General features: G+C 71.4%; 21 protein-coding genes. 6 read left to right on the top strand and 15 right to left on the bottom strand.

What is annotated here, in order from left to right; translation table 11 throughout:
- Positions 1 to 72: 72 nt before the first annotated feature.
- Positions 73 to 831: an SDR family oxidoreductase gene (locus tag NVV95_RS02945; protein ID WP_259485037.1), complete on the bottom strand. Its 759-nt coding sequence runs from the start codon at positions 829 to 831 to the stop codon at positions 73 to 75.
- Between the two features lie 574 nt (positions 832 to 1,405).
- Between NVV95_RS02945 and NVV95_RS02940 the strand changes: the two genes are divergently transcribed.
- A complete protein-coding gene (locus NVV95_RS02940) occupies positions 1,406 to 3,121 on the top strand; it encodes a hypothetical protein (RefSeq protein ID WP_259485036.1) in 1,716 nt (571 codons plus the stop codon).
- A 1-nt stretch (position 3,122) separates the two neighbouring features.
- Here NVV95_RS02940 and NVV95_RS02935 read toward each other — a convergent pair whose 3' ends face one another.
- Together NVV95_RS02935 and NVV95_RS02930 are read right to left on the bottom strand one after the other, a co-directional pair.
- Entirely contained in the window at positions 3,123 to 3,668 is a 546-nt protein-coding gene (locus NVV95_RS02935) for a DUF6036 family nucleotidyltransferase (RefSeq protein WP_259485035.1), read from the bottom strand.
- Positions 3,665 to 4,267 carry a helix-turn-helix domain-containing protein gene (locus NVV95_RS02930; protein ID WP_259485034.1) on the bottom strand — a complete coding sequence of 201 codons (603 nt, stop codon included), beginning with the start codon at positions 4,265 to 4,267 and terminating at the stop codon, positions 3,665 to 3,667. Before NVV95_RS02930 ends, NVV95_RS02935 begins: the two co-directional genes overlap by 4 nt.
- A 168-nt stretch (positions 4,268 to 4,435) precedes the next feature.
- Here NVV95_RS02930 and NVV95_RS02925 point away from each other — a divergent pair, with 168 nt between their 5' ends.
- Positions 4,436 to 6,376 (top strand): DUF4407 domain-containing protein, encoded by a 1,941-nt coding sequence (locus tag NVV95_RS02925; RefSeq protein WP_259485033.1) that lies wholly within the window; start codon positions 4,436 to 4,438, stop codon positions 6,374 to 6,376.
- 106 nt (positions 6,377 to 6,482) lie between these two features.
- On the opposite strand, the gene NVV95_RS02920 is transcribed toward NVV95_RS02925, so the two are convergent.
- Positions 6,483 to 7,418 (bottom strand): fructose bisphosphate aldolase, encoded by a 936-nt coding sequence (locus NVV95_RS02920; protein ID WP_259485032.1) that lies wholly within the window; start codon positions 7,416 to 7,418, stop codon positions 6,483 to 6,485.
- Between the two features lie 101 nt (positions 7,419 to 7,519).
- Here NVV95_RS02920 and NVV95_RS02915 point away from each other — a divergent pair, with 101 nt between their 5' ends.
- A complete protein-coding gene (locus tag NVV95_RS02915; RefSeq protein ID WP_259485031.1) occupies positions 7,520 to 8,542 on the top strand; it encodes a cytochrome c oxidase assembly protein in 1,023 nt (340 codons plus the stop codon).
- 12 nt (positions 8,543 to 8,554) lie between these two features.
- Positions 8,555 to 9,085, top strand: coding sequence for an Lrp/AsnC family transcriptional regulator (locus NVV95_RS02910; RefSeq protein ID WP_259485030.1), 531 nt, complete (start codon positions 8,555 to 8,557; stop codon positions 9,083 to 9,085).
- Here NVV95_RS02910 and NVV95_RS02905 read toward each other — a convergent pair.
- The 11 genes from NVV95_RS02905 to otnK form a co-directional block, all read right to left on the bottom strand.
- The gene (locus tag NVV95_RS02905) at positions 9,072 to 9,560 is read right to left on the bottom strand and encodes an Lrp/AsnC family transcriptional regulator (RefSeq protein ID WP_259485029.1); all 489 of its coding nucleotides are present in this window, start codon (positions 9,558 to 9,560) and stop codon (positions 9,072 to 9,074) included. The genes NVV95_RS02910 and NVV95_RS02905 overlap by 14 nt on opposite strands.
- Before the next feature lie 36 nt (positions 9,561 to 9,596).
- Positions 9,597 to 10,469, bottom strand: coding sequence for a 3-keto-5-aminohexanoate cleavage protein (locus NVV95_RS02900; RefSeq protein ID WP_259485028.1), 873 nt, complete (start codon positions 10,467 to 10,469; stop codon positions 9,597 to 9,599).
- Positions 10,420 to 11,091 (bottom strand): RraA family protein, encoded by a 672-nt coding sequence (locus NVV95_RS02895; RefSeq protein WP_259485027.1) that lies wholly within the window; start codon positions 11,089 to 11,091, stop codon positions 10,420 to 10,422. The genes NVV95_RS02900 and NVV95_RS02895 overlap by 50 nt, the downstream gene beginning before the upstream one ends.
- A 4-nt stretch (positions 11,092 to 11,095) precedes the next feature.
- On the bottom strand, positions 11,096 to 11,908 hold the full coding sequence (locus NVV95_RS02890) for a carbon-nitrogen hydrolase family protein (protein WP_259485026.1): 813 nt from the start codon (positions 11,906 to 11,908) through the stop codon (positions 11,096 to 11,098).
- The gene (locus NVV95_RS02885) at positions 11,905 to 13,065 is read right to left on the bottom strand and encodes an ABC transporter ATP-binding protein (protein WP_259485025.1); all 1,161 of its coding nucleotides are present in this window, start codon (positions 13,063 to 13,065) and stop codon (positions 11,905 to 11,907) included. Before NVV95_RS02885 ends, NVV95_RS02890 begins: the two co-directional genes overlap by 4 nt.
- 31 nt (positions 13,066 to 13,096) lie before the next feature.
- Positions 13,097 to 14,170, bottom strand: coding sequence for an ABC transporter substrate-binding protein (locus NVV95_RS02880; protein WP_259485024.1), 1,074 nt, complete (start codon positions 14,168 to 14,170; stop codon positions 13,097 to 13,099).
- 92 nt (positions 14,171 to 14,262) lie between these two features.
- Positions 14,263 to 15,051, bottom strand: a complete 789-nt coding sequence (locus tag NVV95_RS02875) for an ABC transporter permease (protein WP_259485023.1) — start codon at positions 15,049 to 15,051, stop codon at positions 14,263 to 14,265.
- Positions 15,051 to 15,944 (bottom strand): ABC transporter permease, encoded by an 894-nt coding sequence (locus tag NVV95_RS02870; RefSeq protein ID WP_259485022.1) that lies wholly within the window; start codon positions 15,942 to 15,944, stop codon positions 15,051 to 15,053. Before NVV95_RS02870 ends, NVV95_RS02875 begins: the two co-directional genes overlap by 1 nt.
- A 246-nt stretch (positions 15,945 to 16,190) precedes the next feature.
- A complete protein-coding gene (locus NVV95_RS02865) occupies positions 16,191 to 17,003 on the bottom strand; it encodes a DeoR/GlpR family DNA-binding transcription regulator (RefSeq protein WP_259485021.1) in 813 nt (270 codons plus the stop codon).
- Positions 17,004 to 17,026: 23 nt separating this feature from the next.
- A complete protein-coding gene (locus tag NVV95_RS02860; RefSeq protein ID WP_259485020.1) occupies positions 17,027 to 17,728 on the bottom strand; it encodes a class II aldolase/adducin family protein in 702 nt (233 codons plus the stop codon).
- Positions 17,725 to 19,047, bottom strand: a complete 1,323-nt coding sequence (gene otnK, locus NVV95_RS02855; protein WP_259485019.1) for a 3-oxo-tetronate kinase — start codon at positions 19,045 to 19,047, stop codon at positions 17,725 to 17,727. The genes NVV95_RS02860 and otnK overlap by 4 nt, the downstream gene beginning before the upstream one ends.
- A gap of 155 nt (positions 19,048 to 19,202) precedes the next feature.
- Between otnK and NVV95_RS02850 the strand changes: the two genes are divergently transcribed.
- Both NVV95_RS02850 and NVV95_RS02845 read left to right on the top strand, forming a co-directional pair.
- A complete protein-coding gene (locus NVV95_RS02850) occupies positions 19,203 to 20,543 on the top strand; it encodes a homoserine dehydrogenase (protein WP_259485018.1) in 1,341 nt (446 codons plus the stop codon).
- Positions 20,540 to 21,517: an amidohydrolase family protein gene (locus NVV95_RS02845; protein ID WP_259485017.1), complete on the top strand. Its 978-nt coding sequence runs from the start codon at positions 20,540 to 20,542 to the stop codon at positions 21,515 to 21,517. Before NVV95_RS02850 ends, NVV95_RS02845 begins: the two co-directional genes overlap by 4 nt.
- The last annotated feature ends 1 nt before the right edge of the window (position 21,518 follow it).

Raw genomic sequence — 21,518 nt, 5'->3', positions numbered from 1 at the left:
GGGGGGGCGGCGCCGCGGCGGGCGGGGGGGGAGGGGGGGGGGGGCGGGGGAGGTTCGCGACCGCCGGCAATCTCAGGCGCTCGCCGAGCGGCGCAGCTCGCCGATCCATTCCGCGAAGGTCTGCGATCCGCGGTCGGCGGTGGGGGCGGCCAGGATGGTGCCGTCGCGGAGGGCCTTGCCGAAGCCGCCCGGGAGCGGGATCTCCACGATCGGACCGCGACCGCCTGTCGCTTCGGCGTAGGCGCGCACCATATCGGCCATCCGCAGTTCTTCAGGGCCCGCTAGGTCGGTCGCCATGCCTTCGGGTCCCGCCTCGGCGAGGTCGACCAGGCGCTCGCCGACTTCGCGGGCGGCGACCGGCTGAGAGAACATCGTCGGCACCAGGTTGAGCGGGCCGAGCTTGAACTGGCCGTAGATCTGCTGGGCGAACTCGTGGAACTGGGTGGCGCGGAGGATCGTCCAGGGGACGGGCCCGGCGGTGACGAGCTGCTCCTGGAGTGCCTTGCCGGCGTAGTAGCCGTAGGGCGCGCGGTCGCTGCCGACGATCGAGAGGGCGATGTGGTGGGTCACCCCTGCGGCGCGCTCGGCGGCCAGCAGATTCGCGGTCACGCCGCCGAAGAACTCCCGGGAGACCTTGGCGGACTGGGTGCCGGTGGAGGCGGCATCGACCACGACATCGACCCCGGTCAGTGCGGGCGCGAGGCCGGCACCCGTCGTGAGGTCGACCCCGGTCGAGCGGGCGAGCACCACCACGTCCTGTCCGCGGCGGCGTGCCGCGTCGACGACGTACTGGCCCACGGTTCCGGTTCCCCCGGCGACGGCGATCTTCATGAACCTGATCCTTCCAGAGTCATCGGTAGGTGGTGGCGCGCTGGGTCTAGTCGAGCGAGATGGTCGCGCTCGCTACCGAGGCGAGCTGGTCGAATCCCACGGCGACCGGGCACTCGAGTTGGATCGTCACCGGATCTCCGGAGGGGGTCAGCTGCATGCCGATGGACTCGCAGCCGAGGGGTGCGCCCGTCGATCGGTGGAGTTGCGCGCGGAGAGAGGGGAGGAGGGGGTCGCCGCTTCCGAGCAGGGTGATCGTGAGGGTCGTCGCCTCGAAGTGGCGGCCCTTGTAGTCGGCGCCGGTGGCGGTGCGCAGTGCAGCCGTGTCGCCCAGCGTGTAGCCCGCGACCGTCGCGACACCGTCGACCGGGACGACGACGGTCTGGTCACGCGCGGGAGGAGGTCAGAAGGCGATCGTGAGTGGAACGACCGTGAGCAGGATGGCCGCCGGCAGAAGCCACGCTCGCCACCGCTTCGGAGCGGGTCGCCTCGCCGTCTCGCTCGCCACGGCTCGACCCTAGCCGGTCACGGGCCCGCTCCAGGGAACGTGGATGCGGGTGGGGTACCGTCGCTGATCGTGTCGGAGCGTGAGGGTCAGGAGCAGGTCGTGTCGCGGGCCGCGGGCATCCGCGTGCGGGAGGTCGATCTGGGTGGGCGGGCGCTGATCGGCAGTGGCGCGGCCACCGAGGTGTACCGGCTCGACAGCTTCACCGTGCCCGGGCATCAGGGCGGGGTCGCGTTCGTGCGGCGGCGCGAGGGGCGGGATCCGCTGCAGAACGCCGCCGTGCTGTCGCGACTCGTCGCCCTGCGCTGGGGGATGGATGCGCGCGAGCGCGGGATGCTCGATGCCGTCGCCGCGTGGCCGTTGGCCGTCGTCGAGGGGGAGGGTGGCGAGGTGGTGGGGTGCCTCGTGCCGTTGGCCGCGCATCCGTTCTATTACGTGCCCGCCGACGACCCCGAGCACCGCAAGGTCACGCAGAACGCGAAGTGGCTGATCAGCGCGCCGAAGCGGGCTCGCCGGGCGGGGGCCGGGAGCGTGCCCGAGCGGGACGTCGTCGCCCGGGCCACCGTGCTCGCGCGGGTGAGCCTGCTGCTCGAGGTGCTGCACCGGCGGGGGGTCGTGTTCGGGGATCTGTCCGAGCGGAGCGTGTTGTTCGGGTCGGGCGAGGTCGCGTCGGCGTTCGTCGTGGGCTGCGAGGGCGCCGCGTTCGCGGGCGAGGGGGCTCTGCAGCGCAACAGCGCGGGGTGGGCGGCGCCCGAGACCGTGTCGGTAGATGGGGAGGGCGGCGAGCATCCGGAGTTCTCGGGCGGGCAGTCGCGCGAGCCGTCGGTGCAGAGCGTCGAGAGCGACCGGTACAAGCTCGGGCTGCTCGTGCTGCGGGTGCTCGCGCCGGCCGGTGACGGGCTCGATCGCAGTCGTGAGGCGTCGCGGGCATCCGGGGTGCTCGACGAGGTCGGGCAGCGGATGCTCGACCGCGCCCTCGGTGACGACCCCGCCGCGCGGCCGACCGCCGGCGACTGGTACGGGTACCTGCGGGGGGTCGTGGCTTCACAGCTCGCCGCGCCGGTGATCCGCGGCGTGTCGGTCGGCCCCTCCCTGGTGGCCGAGGGAGACGAGGTGCGGCTGACCATCGAGGTCGACGGGGCGCGCGAGGTGGTGATCGAGATGCCGGGGCGGGCGGACATCCGCCGCGAGGTCGGGGGCCGGGTCGTGAGCGAGCGCTTCACGGCGCGGCAGAGCGGGCGGATCGGGGTGCGGGCGGTCAACGCGCACGGGTCGGCGTCGGCGCTGACCGAGGTGGTGCGGGTGCTGCCGGTGCCGACGCCGGCGCGGATCGCGGTGGCGTCGCCGTCGGTGCCGGCGGCGCTGGGGGTGCTGCCGGATCTTGCGGCGCTGGAGGCGGCGATGGGGATCTCGCTGCCGCCGGGCGGGCCGCGGGCGCGTGATGCTGGCGGCAGTCGCGCCTCTGCGACGGACTCGGGTGCAGGCGGTCGCGCCTCCGCGACGGAGTCGGGTGCGGACAGTCGCGCCTCTGGGGAGGGCTCGGCGGCCGCCTCGGACGCCTCCGACGTCTCGCCGTTCGAACGCGTGGCGGCTCTCCGCGCCCGCCTCGAGGCGGAAGCCCTCCCGCTGCAGGACGTCCTCCGAATCGGCCTCGAAGCAGAACGCGCCTCCCGCGAGCCCCTCTTCCCCACCTTCGACCAGTTCCTCACCGACCTCGGCACCCCGCCGTCCCTCGGGCCTTCGACGACGGCCACTGACGCGAGCGACAGCACGCGCGAACCGGATTGAGTCAGGTCGCCAGCCGGATCATCTCCGCCGCCTGGAGCCGCACGCTCTCCCGACTGTCGGTCAACGTCACGCCGTCCTCGCCGAACACCTCGAAGGTGATGTCGACGACCTCGTCAGGATCGGTGATCCCGAGGTGCCGGATGAGCGCGACGATGTCATCCCGATCCTTCAGTCGCCCGGCGGCCATCTTCATCGCCAGCAGGAAGCGCGGCGACGCGAGTCGGATCGTCAACCCGTCGAGCTCCAGCGAGCTCGCCTCGTCGTCGTCGATCTCGAAGTTCATGAAGGCGAACGCGCGCTGGTTGATCCAGTGCTCGGGCAAGCCGTGCTCGCGCGCCATCAGCCGGGCTTCCTCTTCGACCACGCCGGCCGGCCGGAACACTCCGTCGATGTCCTCGGTCGCTCGGCGGGATCCCAGCCCGATCGCCATCGCCGCCCCGCCCACGAGGTAGGCCTCGACGGATTCCCCGCGACGCTGGATGCGCTCGCCGAGTCCGTCCAGGAGCGCCCGGAGCTCGGCGGCCGTGAAGAGACGCGACGATGTCATGCGGTCGCGAGGTCGCGAGCCCGCATCACGATGCCCTTCTCCAGGAAGGCGGGCTCGGCGGTCGCCTTGAGGAAATCGAGGTACTCCCGCGAATGATCGATCTCCGGTCCGGGCACCCATTCCTCGGCGAGGGGCGGTCTGCTGGTCCACGGGGGCGCGGCGAGCCCCCGACCGGCGGCCTCCCAGGCGACGGCCGTCGCCAGCAGCGTGTCCCACCGCTCGTCCCCGGTCTCATCGGGTTCTTCGAGGAAATCCGCGATCTCGTTCTCGGATCGGGCCTGGCGGAAGTGATCGAGCGCCTGCGACGTCAGGCGCAGAGCGGCGGACGGGTCGGACGATCGCAGCTCCGCGCCGATGGCCTCGGCCGCAGCACGGGCGGTGAGCAGGTGGCGATCCGACATCGTCGACGGCGACGAGGACGTGGTCAGCCGCTCACCCAGAGCCAGGAGGGCTCGCTCAAGGGTCGCCAGCTTGATCGTGCCGGCGCGCTCGGATCGCTCCAGCTGCGAGACGGCCCCGGCCGTGACATCGAGGCGTTCGGCGAGCCCGTAGATCGACAGGCCGAGTCGCCGGCGGGCCGTTCGGATCAGGTCGGACATCAGGCCTCCTTGTATAGCTGTAACTATACAACGGGGGCGGGCTCAGGCGCATGCCAGGGAACGCCGAGGCGGGTGGGGTAGTTTCGCTCCTCGTGTTCCGTGGCGGCCGGGGTGCGGTGCGCATCCGCTCGTCGTGAGCACGCAACCCACCCGAAAGGTCGTCGCGCAATGGCTCGTCGTTTCAACTCGAACCCGGTCTCGAACTTCATGTCGTGGCTGGGTGGCGCTCGGCTCGACGTGCTGCAGGATGCGCCCGGCGACCGCGCGCGGTTCGTCGCGATGGGCGGGGTCATCCTGAGCACGGCGTTCCTGTCGGCGGTGTCGGCGGCATTCGCGCTGGTGATGGCCGTCGGGGCGCCGATCGTCGTGGCGGTGATCGTGGGCGTCTTCTGGGGTCTGATCATCCTGAACCTCGACCGGCTGCTGATCGTCGGCATGGCCAAGCAGAAGGGCGTCTGGCGCAACCTCGCGCTGGCGATGCCCCGGGTGGCGCTCGCGCTGATCATCGGCACGGTGATCTCGACGCCGCTGACGCTGCAGATCTTCCAGGCCGAGATCAACTCGGAGATCCAGGTGATGCAGGCCGAGGACAAGTCGGCCTTCGAGGAGCGGATGGCCAACGATCCGCGGTTCGCCGCGATCCCGTCGCTTCAGGAGTCGATCGCCGCGAACCAGGCGATCGTCGACAAGGGGTTGCAGACCGACCTGTCGTCCGACCCGAACTACGCCGCCGCCGTCGCGGCGACCGCTGCGGCACAGGCCGCGTACGACTCGGCGCAGGCCGCGTACCTCGCCGAGATCGACGGCAGCGGGGGCACCGGCGTGCGCGGCGACGGCCCGGTGACCGCGTCGAAGCAGGCCGCGCTCGATGCCGCCGAGGCCCGGTTGCAGGCGGCTCAGGATGCTCAGGCCGCCGCCGAGACCGCCGCCACGTCGAACCTCGGTGCGTCGGCGCAGAGTCGGCTCGACGCCGCGACCTCCCAGCTCGCCGCGGACAAGGCGACGCTCGCGACCGCCCAGGACCAGCGCACCGCCGAGCAGAACGCCTACGACGACGCGGTCGACAACAGTGCGGGGCTGCTGTCGCGGCTCGAGGCGCTGTTCCGGCTGGGGGAGGCGAACCCGCTGCTGAACGTGGCGCACATCATGATCGCGCTGCTGTTCATCTGCATCGAGCTGCTGCCGGTGATCGTGAAGACGCTCGCGAACCTGGGCGGGCCGACGGCGTACGACCGGCTCGTCGACGTGCGGGAGGACGGCGAGGTGTCGGGCGGATCCGTCTGGGCGGCCAAGCGAGCCGAGGCGATCGAGGTCGAGGCGGGCGTGCAGGTGTCGGTCGCGGCCGACCGGGCGGAGCGGCAGGTCGAGTTCGGGCGGCGGGTGAATCAGGCCGTGCTGGAGCAGCAGGAGGCCGTGATCTCGCGGGCGCTCGAGGTGTGGGGGCGGTACGCGGGTGAGCGGGCCGAGGCGCGGATGGGGGAGTGGGAGCGGTCGCTCGAGCTCTCGGAGGGTTCGGCCGGTGGGTCGGGTGCCGGTGCGGCCGGTGCCGTGGGCGGAGCCGGTGCTGCAGCCGGCGCGCTCGGAGCCGGTGCCGGTGCCGGTGGTGGTGCGGCGGATGGTGCTGCCGGTGCGAGCGCTCGTGCGGCCGGCGTGCGGCCCGGTGCCGAGGTGGCGGGTGCGACGGCGGGTGAGGGTCGCGCTGAGCGGTCTCCGGTGGCGGATGCTCGGCGGAACGGCGCGTGGTGGCGCGGCCTGAGCGGCCGCGACTCCGCCGCGAAGGCCGAGGTGACCCGCGAGGCCGAGGCCCGCGACCTGGCGTTCGACGACGCCGCCGAGCTGGAGGCGATGTTCGGCGAGACCGGTGCCACCGAGCGCATCCCGGCCGACCGCACCGACACCGCGTGGTTCGACGCCACGCGATCGGCCGGCCGCGACGCCACCGAGCGCTTCGACACCGCCCGCCTCGACGCCGATCGCGCTAAGACGGAGCGCATCGAGAGCTACGCCGGACGCGTCAGCGGGCGCGACGACGCCGAGACGAAGCCGCTGCCGCAGAACAGCGACCGCGCCGCGTACCTCCGCCGCGCCGGCCTGCCCGAGGAGTTCTAAACCGCAGCAAGGTGGGGTCGGTGCGGCGCGATGGGACCACGCCACCCCGCAGCGAGGTGGCAGGGGCTCGGGGCGTCGGGCCCACGCCAGCCTCGGTGACTCGCCGTCACGGGGTGGCCGGGGTCGCCGCTGGGCCCGGGTCCTTCTGCGTCGATGCCTCGTAGATCGACTGGATCGCGGCGTCGAGGGTGGCGTCGAAGTCGGCGTCGGACTGGTGGGCCGACAGGCCCTCGGTGAGGGCGCGGCTGAAGCTCGCGATCTCGCCGGTGTCCTCGGCGAGCAGCGCATCGGCCTCGGCGCGCGAGTATCCGCCCGAGAGTGCCACCACACGCATGACCCGCGGATGCTCGACCAGCGGCCGATACAGGTTCGCAACCGTCGGCAGCGAGAGCTTCACCATCACGCGCTGGTCCGCGGGAAGCTCGTCGAGCTGCGCCAGCAGCGACGACAGCAGCAGCTCCTCGGCCGCCGCCTTGTCGGCGATCGTGACGGTCACCTCCGGCTCCAGGATCGGCACCAGCCCCCGCTCCAGCACCCGCCCCGCGAGCTCGAACTGCTGCGCGACGACCGCGGCGATGCCCGCCTCCGACGCCGCCCCGATCACCGACCGCGCCTTCGTGCCGAAGATGCCGTGCCCGACGGCCCGCGGCAGCAGCTCGTCGAGGCCGGGGATCGGCTTCATCAGCTGGACGCCGTCCCGCGCATCCTCGAGCCCCTGGTCGATCTTGAGGAACGGCACGACCCCCTTCACGTGCCACAGGTACGCCGCCGCGGGGCGGTCGCCGAACGAGCGCTCCATGGTCTCCTCGAACAGGATCGCGGCCAGCACCCGGTCGCCCGAGAACGCCGGCGACATGACGATGCGGGTACGCATCTCGTGGATCAGGTCGAACATCTCGGCGTCCCCCGAGTACGACCCAGGCTCGATGCCGTAGAGCGCGAGCGCCTTGGGCGTCGACCCGCCGCTCTGGTCGAGGGCGGCGATGAAGCCCTTGCCCGTGGTCATGCGTTCGGCCTGCACCCGCTTCACGTCGTCGGTCATGAGGTGAGGCTATGCCCGGGCCCGCCGCCTGACCAGCGTCGATCGTCGAGTTTCGAGCGCGCACCCAGGCAGGGGGTGGATGCTCGGCGAGCGACCCCGCGATGACCGCCCGCCCCGCCCGCCCGCCCGCACGACCCCGAACCGCCGATCCGCCCCGCCCGCACGACCTCGAACCGCCGCCCCGCCCCGCCCCGCCTGAAGACCCCACCCGAGGAGCCCCCACGCCCGACATCGCGACCCTCCTCACCACCTGGTCGCCGAACCCCGTCGCCCTCGCCGTGACCGTCGTCGCGGCCGCCGCCTACGCCCTCGGCATCGCCGCCGTGCACCGGCGCGGCGGACGCTGGCCCGTGCTGCCGACCCTCGGGTTCGGGCTGCTCGGCCTCGGCTCCTACGCGGCGATCGAGTTCGGCTTCCTCGGCACCTACAGTGGCGACCTCCGCTTCGCATTCACCACGCGCATCGCCCTGCTGCTGTTCGTGGTGCCGGCGCTCGTGGCGGCCGGGAAGCCGGTGGGCCTCGTGCGGGCGGCGCTGGTCGGGCATCCGCTCGTCGTGGTGAACCGGGTGCTCGCGTCGCGGGTGTTCCGGGTGATGGGCAATGCGGTCTTCGGGCCGGTGTTCGCGCTCGCGGCGTTCACCGTGTTCCTCACCCCGCTGGCCGGGGTGCTGCGCGCGTCGCCGGTGGCCGAGGGAGCGATCGGGCTGCTGGTGCCGCTCGTCGGGCTGGTGCTGGTGCTGCCGCTGACCGAGCTCGTGGTGCTGCGCACCGGGCTGTTCATCGCGGCCGAGTTCATGCTCGCCTTCGTCGAGCTCGTGGTCGACGCGATCCCGGGGATCGTGCTGCGGCTCAGCGACACCCTGCTCGACCACGCGTCGCCCCTCGTCGGCACGGTGCCCGGGTGGTTCCCGAGCGCGCTCCGCGACCAGCAGCTCTCGGGCGACCTGCTCTGGTTCATCGCCGAGGTGGCGGACATCCCGATCCTTGTGCTGCTGTTCATCCGCTGGGCCCGGCACGACAAGCGCGAGAGCGCCTCGATCGACGAGCGGAGCGACGCCGAGGTCGAGGAGCTGACGCGGGCGCACCTGAACAGCACCAGACCGGGCCGCCCCGACGCGCCGTGACAGAATGGGCCGATGGAGCTCGAGGCCATCGACGTGATCGATCGCAAGATCATCGATCAGCTGCGCCTCGACGGGCGGCGCTCGTTCGGCCAGATCGCCCGCTACGTCGGGCTCACCGAGGGCAGCGTGCGGCAGCGGTACAACCGGCTGCTCGCGCTCGGCGTCGTGCAGGTGGTGGGCATGCCCAACAGTCCGCGCATGGGCTACGTCGAGGCGCACCTGTCCATCCGCGTGCGCGGCGCGACCGTCGAGTCGGTGGCGAAGGCCCTCGCCGCGCTGCCGCAGGTGAAGTACGTGGGCGCCTGCATCGGCTCGTTCGACCTCAGCGCCGACGTGCGCTGCGCCGATCAGGCCGAGCTGAACCACCTGCTCACCGACACGGTGCGCTCGATCACCGGCATCGACGTGCTCGAGACGGCCGCGGTGCTCGAGGTGATCAAGGACGAGTACGTCTGGTCGGGCTTCCGGGAGCCGGTGGGGCGGCCGACGCGTCCGCATCCGGCGAGCGGCATCGCCCCCGGCGCCGGGTTCACGGCGCGCTAGGTCCCGATCCGACCGCCCGTTCGCCCGACTGGTCGCGGAGGCCGTTCCAGGAGTAGTCCTTGAACAGCCTCGTCAGCACGAACTGGTCGATCTTCGCCACCCCCGGCGTGCGGCGGATGTCGTCGAGCAGATCGGCGAGCTGCCCCAGGTCGCGCGGCGTCGCCTCGAGGTAGATGTCGTGGGCGCCCGAGGTCAGAGCGACGTGCCCGATCATCGGCAGCGAGGTGAGCGACTTCGCCACGTTGCGCGGCGTCACGCCGTGCACGCCGAGCAGCAGCCGCACCGACTGGTGGCCGAGGGTGAGCGGGTTGCAGAGGGCGACGATGCGCAGGGTGCCGTTCGAGGTGAGTCGCTGGATGCGCGCCCGCACGGTCGCCTCCGAGACGCCGACGATGCCGGCGATGTCGGTGTACGCGCGCCGGCCGTCCTCGCCGAGCAGCTCGACGAGCCGCCGGTCCAGGTCATCCGCCGCCATGAGCCGATTATCCCCGACGACGCGCGGCCGGTCGACTCAGGCGCCGAGCGACCGGGCGAGTGCGACCATCGCGGCGGTGTCGGGGGCGATCGAGCCGTCGTCGAGCACGAGCATGTCCTCGAACCCGACGCGCACCTCGGCGCCGTCCTCGATCGCCGCCCGCACCACCGGCCAGGCCGTCTCGTCGTAGCCGTGGTACAGCAGCGGCGCCGTGGCCCCTCCTGCGCGCACGGCGGCGGCGATCGCCCTGGCGTGCGCGACGGCCGCCGCCGGCTCCTCGTCCTCGGGCTCGATCAGGATGCGCACGTTCTCGTGCAGCGTGGGCGAAGCGAGCAGCGCCGGCACCTCGTCGAGGTGCCAGACCGCGCTCTCGAGCACCATGCCGCGCTCGACCACGAGACGAGCGGCCTCGGCGGCGCCCTCCTCCGAGAACGCGACGGACGCGAAATCGGGCAGGGCGTCGGCCGGCCAGGCCGCGAGGTGCGCCATGCGCTCCTCGTGCCCGGAGCAGGTCCAGAGCCCGGTCGTGGTGCCCACGACGATGGCCGGATCGACCTCGCGCACCGCCCGCACCATCGCCGCGACCGCGTCGGGCGCGATCGTCTGCCCGCCGTCGGGCGTGCGCACGTGGGCGTGCACCACGTCGGCGCCGGCGGCGACCGAGGCCGCGGCCGCGGCCGCGATCTGGGAATCGGTGAGGGGGACGGCGGGGTGCTCGTCGCGCCCGCGCCCTCCGTTGATGGCGGCCTTGATCAGCATGGTGCTCCGTGGTTCGGTGACGGGGTCGGCGGTGTCGGTGGTGTCGGGTTCGCTGGTGGCGGCGGGCTCAGTGGTGCCGAGTCCGCCGGCTGCGGGCGCTTCAGGATGCCCGGAGACCGGCCAGGGCCTCGCTCGCGCTCGTGAGATCACCGAGCCGCGCACCCCGGCGCAGCTCCTCCACGAGCTCGGGCTCCTCCGCGTCGTCGGCGAGAGCGGTGTCGATGATGGCCTCCACGACATCGACCGGCGCGAAGAACACCCCGTTCCGGTCGGCGAGCACGACGTCGCCCGGGCTCACCGCGACCCCGCCGCAGACGACGGGCACGTTGACGCCGCCGGCATCCAGTGACAGCAGCTTCGTGGTGAGCACGCTCGAGCCGCGGGCGTAGACCGGCAGCGCGAACGACTCGACCTCGTCGAGGTCGGTGACGACGCCGTCGACGATCACCCCGGCGGCGCCGCGGATCGACAGCGTGGCGGCGAGCACCTCGCCGACGGGGGCGTGCCGGGTGTCGCCGCCGGTGTCGATCACGAACACGTCACCGGGCTCGCACCAGCCGGCGGCGTGGTGCAGCACGGTGGAGTCCTGACCGGTGATGCGCACGGTGACGGCGCGACCGACGACCCGGGCGCTGCCGGCGAGGCGACGGATGCCGAAGTCGGCGAAGCCCTCCTCGAGGTAGTGGCCGAGCGTCGGGAAGGACACCCGCGCCAGCTTCTCGAGCAGCTCGGCGGGCAGCGCAGCGGGCGTGGGGCCGGAGGTGAAGGGCATGGGTCTACTCCTGGACGGTGACGGTCGAGACGAGGCGGCGGTTCGCGAGGGAGGGCAGGATCTCGCGCACCTCGGCCGTGCGGTCTAGCGAGATGCGCACGGCGGCGACCCCCGAGGAGATCGGCCCGAGGCCGGCCCGCTCGACACCCATCGGGTCGATCACGAGGCTGTTGCCGATGCACTCCGGCGACGAGGACGACGCCGCGAGCACCCAGCAGGTGTTCTCGATGGCGCGGGCCTTGAGCAGCGTGGCCCAGTGCTCCTCCTTGCGGGCGCCGGCGACCCACGCGGCCGAGACCGAGAGCACGTCGGCGCCGCGCGCCACGAGGTCGCGGCTGAGCTCCGGGAAGCGGATGTCGTAGCAGTTGACGAGACCGATGGCGACGCCCTCGATCATCACCACGGGCGGCACCTCGCTGCCTCCGGTGACGTAGTCGCTCTCGCGGTACGAGAAGGCGTCGTAGAGGTGCAGCTTGCGGTAGCTCTCCACGAGCTCTCCGCGGGGGTTCACCACCACGAGGGTGTTGAACGGGCGATCGCTGCCGGTGGGCTCGTAGCCGCCCGCGATGATCCAGGTCTCGTGCGAGACGGCGAGCAGCGAGAGCTGGGCCAGGAAGCGCGGCCACTCGGCCTCGACCACGGCGCCGAGGTTCTCGGGCACGTCGCCCGCGAGCAGCATCGACTCCTCGGGCAGCACCACGAGTCGGGCGCCGCCGGCGGCGGCGTCGGCGACGAGGGCGGCGATCGCCTCGCGGTTCGCGGCGGCGTCGACGGAGGGTGCCAGCTGCGCGACGGCGGCGACGAGGGAGGGGTTCATGCGGAGACCTCGGAGGAGAGCGGGGCGGACGACGGGGCGGCGGTGGTCGAGCCGTCGGCCGGGAGCACCCGCGCGTCGGCGGCCGCCCAGCTGAGCAGCACGGGAGCGCCGTCGGGGATCGCGCCGAGGGCGGCCGCGGCCTGGCCGCTCGGCACCGACACGGTCATCACCACGTCGGAGTCGAGCCGGACGTGGAAGGTCCACTCGTCGCCGAGGAAGACGCGCTCCACGAGCGTGCCGGCGACACCACCGAGGGGAGCCGTGGCGGCCACCGTCGTCGCGGGCGACAGGGTGACGCGTTCGGGGCGGATGGCGAGGGTGACGCCGGAGCCCGGTCGGGCATCCGCGGGCACCGCCGCGTTCAGCTCGCCGAGCCCCGGCACCACGACACCGCGGCCGTCGGCCGAGACGGCCCCGTCGAGCACGTTGCAGCTGCCGATGAAGGTGGCGACGAACCGGGAGGCCGGGGCGTCGTAGATCTCGGTGGGGCTCGCGACCTGCAGCACCCGGCCCTCGCTCATCACGGCGATCCGGTCGCTCATCGTGAGCGCCTCCTCCTGGTCGTGCGTGACGTAGATGAAGGTGATGCCGACCTCGCGCTGCATGCGCTTCAGCTCGAACTGCATCTCCTTGCGGAGCTTCTGGTCGAGGGCGCCGAGCGGCTCGTCGAGCAGCACCACCGCGGGGCGTCCGACGACGGCGCGGGCGAGTGCCACGCGCTGACGCTGGCCGCCCGAGAGCTCGGCGGGCTTGCGCTCGGCGAAGGCCTGGAGGCGAACGAGGGCGAGAGCATCCTGAACTCGGCCGTCGATCTCGCGCTTCGGGGTGCGCCGCACGCGCAGCTCGAAGGCCACGTTCTCGTAGACGGAGAGGTGGGGGAACAGCGCGTAGCTCTGGAACAGCATGTTGAGGTCGCGCGACTTCGTGGGAACGCTGTCGACGTTCTTCCCGTCGAGCTCCACCGAGCCGCCGGAGGGCGTCTCGAAGCCGGTGATCATGCGCATCAGCGTGGTCTTGCCGCATCCGGACGGGCCCAGGATGCTGAAGAACTCGTTGCGGCCGATCTCGAGGTCGAGCGGCTGCACGACCTGATTGGCTCCGAAGCTCTTGGTGAGGCCGGTCAGCTTCACCGCCGGCGACTCGGTGGTCTCGTTCATGGGTGCTGTTCCTTCAGAAGAGGGGCGGGGCCTATGAGGCGCGGACGCGGGTCCAGCCGTCCTGGAAGAAGGCGAGCGCGTCTCCCGGGTCGACGATGAACTCGGAGTTCTTCAGGGACTCGGCCGGGGCGTAGATGGCGGGGTTCTCCACCTGCGACTGGTCGGCGACGAGGGGCAGCGCGGCCTCGTTGGTGGAGGCGAGCGAGGCGTCGTCGGTCACCAGCGCGGCGACCTCGGGGCGCAGCGTGTAGTTCAGCCACTGGTAGGCGGCGTCCTCGTTCGCGGTGCCCTTCACGATCGAGAAGCTGTCGGTCCAGAGGGTGCCGCCCTCCTCGGGGATGATGTACTTCACGTCGGGGTTGTTCTCGACCGCGGTGGCCGACGTCGTGCCGGAGTAGGCCTCGGCGATGCAGGCGTCGCCGGTGCCAACGAGGTCGGCGTAGTTGGTGCTGTTGTAGCCGCCCAGGATGGCCTTCTGCTCCAGCAGCGAGTCCGTGGCCTTCTCGATGTCGCCCTCGTCGGTCGTGGTCGCCGACAGGCCGTTCACCTGCAGGCCGGCGATGTAGGCCGAGAGCATGTTGTCGAGCATGTAGACCTTGCCGGTGTAGGCGGGGTTCCACATGTCCTTCCAGCCGGTCACGGGCGCGCCGGTGCAGGCCTCGTTGTACAGGATGCCCGTCGTGCCCCAGGCCCACGGGATCGAGTGCTCGTTGCCGGGGTCGAACGAGGGGTCGACGAACTTCTCGGCCAGGTTGTCGAAGCCCTCGAGCTTGGACTGGTCGATGGAGGCGACGAGGTCGCGGTCGACCATCAGCTGCACGGCGTACTGGCTGGGCTCGACCACGTCGTAGCCCGAGTTGCCGGCGGCGAGCTTGGAGATCATCGTCTCGTTGCTGTCGAAGGTGTCGACGGTGACCGTGATGCCGGTCTCCTTCTCGAAGCCCTCGATGGCGGAGTCGGGGATCTCGCCCGCCCAGGCGTAGATGGACAGGGTGCCGTCACCGGCAGCACCCGTGGAGGAGGCGTCGCCGCCGGCGGAACAGCCGGCGAGCACGGTGGCCGAGGCCAGCGTCAGGGCGCCGAGCGCCAGGACCTTCTTGTTCATGTGGATGTCTTTTCGTGAGGGGTCGGATGGTGCAGGAGGGTGGGTGGTGCGGTGGTGCGGTCTGGGATGAGCCCGGGGTGGGCCGGCGTGGCTCAGGGTGTGGTGGTCGGCCCGGCGAGGATGCGGCGCATCTGCGAGACCCCGACGGCGAGGATGACGCCGAGGGTGGCCACGACCAGCAGCGTGCCCAGCGCGTTCAGCTCGGGGGTGAGGCCGGTGCGCAGGGTGGAGTAGATGCGGAGCGGCAGCGTGGTGGTGCCGACGCCCGCTGTGAACGTCGAGATGACGATGTTCGAGAACGAGGTGGTGAAGCTGAGCAGGAAGGCCGCGAGGATGCTCGGCCGGAGCAGCGGGAAGAGAACCCGCCGGAACGTCACCCAGGGTGACGCCCCGAGGTCGGTCGCGGCCTCGGTGAGGCTCGGGTCGAGCGAGCTCATCGCGCCCATCAGCACGAGGGTGGCGAGCGGCAGCGTGATCACGACGTGGCCGAGCACGAGCGTGAGCAGCCCGGTCGGGATGCCGGCCGTGCTGAAGACGGTGAGCAGCGACACCCCGAGCACGATCTCGGGCACGATCAGCGGGATCAGGATCGCGCCGACGAAGAACGCGCGGCCCTTCACCCGGAACCGCACGAGCGCGAAGGCGGTGAGGAAGCCGATGACCGTCGCGACCAGCGCCGCGATGACGCCGACCACGGCGCTCGTGCGGAGCGCCTCCAGCAGCATCCGGTCGGCGAACAGCTCGGCGTACCAGCGGAAGGTGAAGCCGTCGAAGCGGTAGCTGACCTCGGAGGAGTTGAAGGAGTAGACGATGAGCGCCGCGATCGGCAGGTAGAGGAAGAGGAAGACCGCCCGGGCGATCCATGAGGTGAGGCGGTCCATCAGGCGTCCTTTCCGAGCGAGCGGTTGCGCCGGGCGCCGTTCCGCAGCAGCAGCCCCGCACCGGCCACCGAGGCGAGCATCAGGATGAGCACGACCATCGACAGCGCGGCCCCCAGCGGCTCGTTGCGGAACTCCGTGAACAGCGTGACGATCAGGTTGCCGACGAGCGGGTCCTTGCCGCCGCCGAGCAGCACGGGGATGACGAAGACGCCGAGCGTCGGGACGAAGGTGAGCATCACCGACGACGCGAGGCCCGAGGCGGACAGGGGCACGAAGATGCGGGCGTGGGTCTGCCACCAGCCGGCGCCGAGGTCGGCGGCCGCCTCCTTCAGGCTCGGGTCGATCGAGCGCATGGCGGCGTAGATCGGGAAGACGGCGACCGGGAGGAAGGCGTAGAGGAGGGACAGGGTGACGGCCAGCTGCGAGGGGACGAGCGATTGCGCATCCACTCCGAGCGCCCGCAGCAGGGAGATGAACGGGCCGCCCGAGCCGAGCAGGGTGATCCAGGCGAAGGTGCGCACCAGGAAGTCGGTGAGGAAGGGGATGATCACGAGCACGAGCAGCACCGGCTGCAGCGAGGCCCGGCGGGTGGCGATGTAGTAGGCCACGATGTAGCCGACGACCGTGCAGACGACCGCGTTCAGGAGGGCCATGCCGAGGCTGTAGCCGAGCGTCTTGAGGTAGACGGGGTCGATCAGCTTCTCGTAGTTGGCCAGCGTGAAGCCGCCGAGGTTGCCGCCGAGCGGGTCGCTGATCGCGAAGCTGTCGCGGGCGATGACGAGCATCGGCACTATCACGAGCAGCACGATCACGGCGAGGGCGGGCAGCAGCATGAGGTAGCCGGCGGCCGACGGCGCGATGCGGCCCGGGCGGGCTGAGCTCGAAGCGTTCACAGGGCGTTCCTCGGATGGTCGGCGGGAGTTCGGACGGGACGGGCAGTCTCATCGCTTGACGTCCATCCTGCGATACGGGGCGTGCCGGTCCCGCGCCGAGTGCCTCGAAATCCGTCGGCGACGTGTTTCGTGTCGACGCATTTCGCAGCACAGGCGTCGATCGACCGTCGCCTTCGGCGTCATTCCGGGCCCCGTGATGGCAGAGATTCGCAGGCGGTCACGAATCGACGGCCGGGTGATGAGGAGTCAGCCGGTGGCGCGGCGTGCGGTCGGCCCGGCCAGAATCACGGAGACGCCCTGGTCCCGGATGCCCGCAGCCACCGGTTCGCTGAGGCCGGCGTCGGTGATGATCATGTCGACGTCGTCGAGACCGAAGATCCGGTATCGGCCGAAGCTGCCGTATTTGGAGGAACCCGCCACGAGCACCGACTCGGAGGACACGGCGATCGCTGTCTTCTTCAGCTCGACCTTCGACTCGGCGGGCGTGGTCACGCCACGTTGCAGATCCCACGAGCTCGAGGAGAGGAAGGCGATGTCGACCGACAGCTCTCGGAGCGCCAGCGCGGCGAGCCGACCGACGGTCGACTGGTTCGCCTTCTCGACGCGGCCGCCCAAAGCGATGATGTCGGCGGTCGGGTGGTCGAGGAACGACCCGACCACTGCGAGGTCGTTCGACACGACCGTGAGGTCGGCCAGCGAATCGAGGTACGGGCGCATGGCCTGAATGGTGGTGCCGGCGTCGAGGAACACCGTCATCCCGTCTTGCACGAGCCGGGCGGCCTCGGCGGCCATCGCATCCTTCTCGAGCAGGTCGCGCGTCGACTTCTCCAACCGCGACGGCTCGACGGACAGGCGTGAGGAGATCTTCGCGCCGCCGGGAGTGGCGAGCACGCGGCCGGCCGACTCGAGGGCGGCGATGTCGCGGCGGATGGTCATCTGGCTCACGCCGAGCAGCGCGGTGAGCTGGTGATAGCTCATCACCGACTCCCGGCGCAGGTGCTTCACGATCAGTTCGCGACGCTGCTCGGGGATCAGCGGCGTCTCATCCGGATCGGACACGTCACCTCCTCGACCCGACCAGCTTAGGGGGTCGACCGAACGGCGGCGGCGGTCCACGGAGTTCCCCACTTCCGGCTCAGCGCCGCGATGTCGGCCTCGGGCAGCAGGCGACGGGCACGCCCGTCGGTGAGCAGAGCGATCCGGCACGCCTCCTCGAGTTCGATGGCGGCTTCGACGGCTCGATCCGGGTCGAGGGCGCTGACGATCTGTCCGTGGTTGGCGAGCACCGCCGCGTGGAAGGGCAGGTCGCGCTCGAGCACCAGCTCTCCGAGCTCGGGGCTGCCGGGCACCCGGAACGGGATGAGCGGCGCCTGGCCGACGCGCATGACGAAGTAGGGCGTCAGAGGGGGCACCGCGGAGTTGTCGCTCCAGGGCTCGAGGCAGGAGAGCGCGACGGCGTTGGGGGAATGCACGTGTACCACAGCGGTGTGCTCGGGGTTCTTGGCGTAGAACGCGAGGTGCAGCGACGTCTCCTTCGACGCCCGGGGCCCGTCGAGGTGGCGGCCGGAGCGATCGAGCACGGCCACGTCGTCGCGCGTGAGGCGGCCGAGGTCGGTGCCGGTGCCGGTCGCGTAGATCAGATCCTCGTGCACGATGCTCACGTTGCCGCTCGAGCCCGGGCTGACGCCGGCCGCCGAGATACGGGCGCCCATGGTTATCACCACGTCGACCGGGGCCCGGCGGCCGATGGTCGGGGGAGTGGAGAGCGCGGATGCGTCGGTCACGAGAGAACCTTCCAGGCGGTGGTGAAGAGGTCGTCGGCGCCGAAGTTCCCCGACTTGAGGGCGAGGGCGACGGTCGGGGGGTGCGCGCGGGCGGCAGCGCCCGCGGCAGACCGAGCGGACACGTCCTCGGTCTCCGCGAGCGCCCAGCAGACGCCCGGGGCGAGCTGGGGACCGATCAGCAGGCGGCGACATCCGAGCGCGGTGGCGACGGCGCCCGAGGTCTCGCCTCCCGCCACCACGATGCGCCGAAAACCGAGACGGTGCACTGCCTCGTGCGCGATGCGGGAGAGGACGCGCTCGACGGCGGCGGCCGGGTCGGCCGTGGAACGTGCATCCGTCGCCCTGATGTCGTCGAGCGTCGCCACCGAGTAGATCACCGGGAGGGAGCCGTCGGCGAGACCCGCAAGCCAGGAGAGGGTGTCGGTGAGCAGACCATCCGGGTCGGCCAGGGCGCGGTCGATGTCGAGCTTGAAGCCCTGGGCGCCGGCCGCGAGGGCGTTCGCTATCTGAGCGCGGGTCTTCGCCGAGGCGCTGCCGCACAGCACGAGGCGACGGCCGTCCGGTGCCTCGAAGGGCTGGGCAGCGGGATCGTGGTCGCCCTGCATCCCGAAGGCGAGCCCGGCGCTGCCCGAGAGCACTCGCCAGTCGGCGGTGGCCGTTTGGATCGTCGCCAGGTCGTCGTCGGTGACGGCGTCGACCACCGCGTAGGCGGACGCCGACTCCTCGAGCGCCGAACGCACCTGCTCGGGCCCCTGTCGCACGATCCCGAGCGGAATCTCGCTGATCGAACGAGGCGTCTGAGGGGCCAGGATGTCGGCCACCCTCGACTCGGTCATGGGAGTGAGCGGATGGTGCCGCATGGGGGAGTCGCTCAGCAGCTCGCCCTCGACGAAGAGTCGCCCTTGGCGCACGGTTCGCCCGTTGTCGGGGAACGAGGGGACGACGACTGTTCGGGTGGCGCCGACCTCGTCGAGCACCGCGTCGAGGATCGGGCCGATGTTGCCGGTGCGGGTGGAGTCGAAGGTGGAGCAGTACTTGACGAAGTACTGCTCGGGCTGGAGCTCCGACAACTTCTGGATGGCTGCGAGTGACCGGTCGACGGCCTCGCGAACGGGCGCGGTGCGGGTCTTGAGGGCGACGATGACGGCGTCGAGTCCGTCGGCTTCTCCGGCTCGGGGCACCGCGTCGGGGTCGAGTGCCACCGCCACGCGGAAGCCCCTCTCTCTCAGCGATGTCGCGAGGTCGGTGGCGCCGGTGAAGTCGTCGGCGATGGCACCCAGGCGCAGCACGGCGGCCTCCTCTTCGAGCTGTCTGAACACGATGCCGTCATTTCATCACATGTGAATCGGTGTTGCAAAGTTTGAAAATTTGATCACGCCGTGTGTATGGTTGGCGAATCGTCGACGGCTCCTACCGGCCATGACGCACGATCTCGACCAACCAACGCGCGGAACGAACCGTGCAGACGGGACCAATGGTGAATTCCCCCGAGCTCCACCTGCCCATCGGAGCGGACGTGCGCGTGGCCCTCACCGGGGCGCGCGGCGGATTCGGCCGCACGTTCCTCGCCCAGCTGAGGGCGGTGCCACGACTTGTCGCCACCCAGCTCATCGACCCCGACACCGCCGGCGTCCGCGCCATGCTCGACGAACTCGGATTCGACGCCGACGGCGCTGCGCCGGCGCTCGTTCCCGACGTCGAGAACATCGACTGGAGCACGATCGACGTGCTGATCGAGGCCACCGGTCGCATCGACGCCGGCTACGACTACGCGTCCATCGCGATCGCGCACGGGGTGCACGTCGTGATGGTGAGCAAGGAGGTGGAATCCCTCGCCGGAGTCACCCTGGCCGAGGCGGCCCGAGTGGCCGGGGTGCGCTACCTTCCGGGCGACGGCGATCAGCCCGCCAACCTCGTACGGCTCGTCGACTGGGTCGAGCGCACCGGCCTCGAGGTCGTGGCGCTCGGCAAGTCGGGGGAGTACGACCTCGTCTACGACCCGCGCGCCGCGACCGTGGCACAGCTCGAGCAGGAGGTCGACGGTTCGGACCTGGCCGATCTGCTCGACCTCGGCGATGACATCGTCGGCCGCCTCGACGCCCGGGCCGCGGTGGTGTCGTCGCTGAAGCGCTCGGCCGCCGCCGACGCCTGCGAAATGGCGGTCGTGTCGCTCTACACGGGTGCCGTCGCCGACATCGACACTCTGCACTACCCGGTCGCCCGGCCCGACGAGCTCGCCGACATCTACTCCCATGTCTCCGAAGGCGGCATCCGGATGCGCGAGCGCTCGCTCGACGTCTTCTCGATGCTGCGGCTGCCGGGCGAGGCGAGCTTCGCTGGAGGCGTGTTCGCCGTGGTCCGCACCAACGATCCCGTCACCTGGGACCTGCTCCGCGGGAAGGGACACGTCGTCTCCCGTTCCGGTGCGTACGCCTGCCTCTACTGGCCGTACCACGCCATGGGGGTCGAGACCGTGCTCACGGTGCTCGACGCCGCCGATGGAACGGCTCCCGAGCGCCGGCCCCGCCAGCACACCGTGCTCGCCGCCCGGGCCACCGCGCCGCTCGCGGCCGGCACCCGCTTCCGCGTCGAGGGCCACCATCACGAGATCGCCGATGTCGCTCCGGTCATCCTCGACCGCGATGTCGCCGCGCACCCCGACGACCCGGCGACGCCGCAGCTCGCTCCCTACTACCTGCTGAGCGGCGCGGTGCTTCTGCGCGACATCGCCGAGGGTGAGCAGATCGCCCTGGCCGACCTCGACGAGATGCCCGAGCGGGCACTCGCCGCCTTCTCCTCGGGCTTCGCGCTGTGAACGCCGCCGTGCTCGAGGGCCGCGACCTGCCCGAGGGGTGGACACCGCGCATCCTCGACGCGCACCACCACTTCTGGGATCTCGAGGGCGACGGCAGCTGGCCCTGGATCCAGGACGAGTACAACCCCGACTTCTTCCTCGGCGACTACAACGCCATGCGGCGCACGTTCCTGCACGAGCAGTACCTCGAGGCCACGCGGGGCTGGGACGTGATCGGCACGGTGCATTGCGAGGCCGAGCGAAGCCGCGACGAGGAGGTGGCCGAAGACGACTTCCTCGAAGGCTTGCACGCCGTCGACCGCCGCTTCCCCGCCGCCGCCGTGGCGCACGCCTCGTTCCTCCGGGACGACCTCGACGAGGTGCTCGCCGCCCACGCGGAGCGCCCGCTGGTGCGGGGCATCCGCTCGAAGCCGGTCATCGCCCGCTCCGCTTCCGAATCGGTGGTCGGGCAGCCCGGAACCCTGCAGGATCCACGGTGGATCGCCGGACTCCACCGTCTGGCCGAGCACGGCTTCTCCTGGGACCTCCGGGTGCCCTTCTACCACCTCGCCGAGGCGGCCGACCTGGTCGCCGAACTGGATGGCATCCCCGTCGTCGTGAACCACTGCGGGCTGCCTCTGGATCGCAGCGACGAAGGCTTGGCCATCTGGCGCAACGGGATGCATAGGCTCGCCGCCCTGCCCGGCACCACGGTCAAGGTCTCCGAACTGGGCCTGTACCCGAACGTCTGGAACCCGGAGTCGAACATCTCGGTCGTGCGCGAGACGCTGCAGATCTTCGGCCACGACCGTGCGATGTTCGCCTCGAACCTGCCGGTCGCGACGCTCACCGCGGCCACCTTCGACGACGTCATGGACGTGGTGCTCCGCGGAGCGGCTGGTTCCACCGCCGCCCAGCTCGACGCCCTCTTCCACAACACCGCGGCGCGCGTCTACCGCGTCGACCTCACCCCCCTCCTCACCACAGAAAGCTGAC

The sequence above is a fragment of the Herbiconiux gentiana genome (genome assembly GCF_024978135.1).
GTDB classification, from domain to species: Bacteria; Actinomycetota; Actinomycetes; order Actinomycetales; family Microbacteriaceae; genus Herbiconiux; species Herbiconiux gentiana.
The sequence above is the reverse complement of the archived record's forward strand: the minus strand, read 5'-3'. Positions and strand labels throughout refer to the sequence as shown.

What these genes read in the sequence shown, in the direction of transcription:
- NVV95_RS02945 (WP_259485037.1), bottom strand. Translation starts at nt 831, where the DNA reads ATGAAGATCGCCGTCGCCGGGGGAACCGGAACCGTGGGCCAGTACGTC.
- NVV95_RS02935 (WP_259485035.1), bottom strand. Translation starts at nt 3,668, where the DNA reads ATGACATCGTCGCGTCTCTTCACGGCCGCCGAGCTCCGGGCGCTCCTG.
- NVV95_RS02930 (WP_259485034.1), bottom strand. Translation starts at nt 4,267, where the DNA reads ATGTCCGACCTGATCCGAACGGCCCGCCGGCGACTCGGCCTGTCGATC.
- NVV95_RS02925 (WP_259485033.1), top strand. Translation starts at nt 4,436, where the DNA reads ATGGCTCGTCGTTTCAACTCGAACCCGGTCTCGAACTTCATGTCGTGG.
- NVV95_RS02920 (WP_259485032.1), bottom strand. Translation starts at nt 7,418, where the DNA reads ATGACCGACGACGTGAAGCGGGTGCAGGCCGAACGCATGACCACGGGC.
- NVV95_RS02915 (WP_259485031.1), top strand. Translation starts at nt 7,520, where the DNA reads ATGACCGCCCGCCCCGCCCGCCCGCCCGCACGACCCCGAACCGCCGAT.
- NVV95_RS02910 (WP_259485030.1), top strand. Translation starts at nt 8,555, where the DNA reads ATGGAGCTCGAGGCCATCGACGTGATCGATCGCAAGATCATCGATCAG.
- NVV95_RS02905 (WP_259485029.1), bottom strand. Translation starts at nt 9,560, where the DNA reads ATGGCGGCGGATGACCTGGACCGGCGGCTCGTCGAGCTGCTCGGCGAG.
- NVV95_RS02895 (WP_259485027.1), bottom strand. Translation starts at nt 11,091, where the DNA reads ATGCCCTTCACCTCCGGCCCCACGCCCGCTGCGCTGCCCGCCGAGCTG.
- NVV95_RS02890 (WP_259485026.1), bottom strand. Translation starts at nt 11,908, where the DNA reads ATGAACCCCTCCCTCGTCGCCGCCGTCGCGCAGCTGGCACCCTCCGTC.
- NVV95_RS02885 (WP_259485025.1), bottom strand. Translation starts at nt 13,065, where the DNA reads ATGAACGAGACCACCGAGTCGCCGGCGGTGAAGCTGACCGGCCTCACC.
- NVV95_RS02880 (WP_259485024.1), bottom strand. Translation starts at nt 14,170, where the DNA reads ATGAACAAGAAGGTCCTGGCGCTCGGCGCCCTGACGCTGGCCTCGGCC.
- NVV95_RS02875 (WP_259485023.1), bottom strand. Translation starts at nt 15,051, where the DNA reads ATGGACCGCCTCACCTCATGGATCGCCCGGGCGGTCTTCCTCTTCCTC.
- NVV95_RS02850 (WP_259485018.1), top strand. Translation starts at nt 19,203, where the DNA reads ATGGTGAATTCCCCCGAGCTCCACCTGCCCATCGGAGCGGACGTGCGC.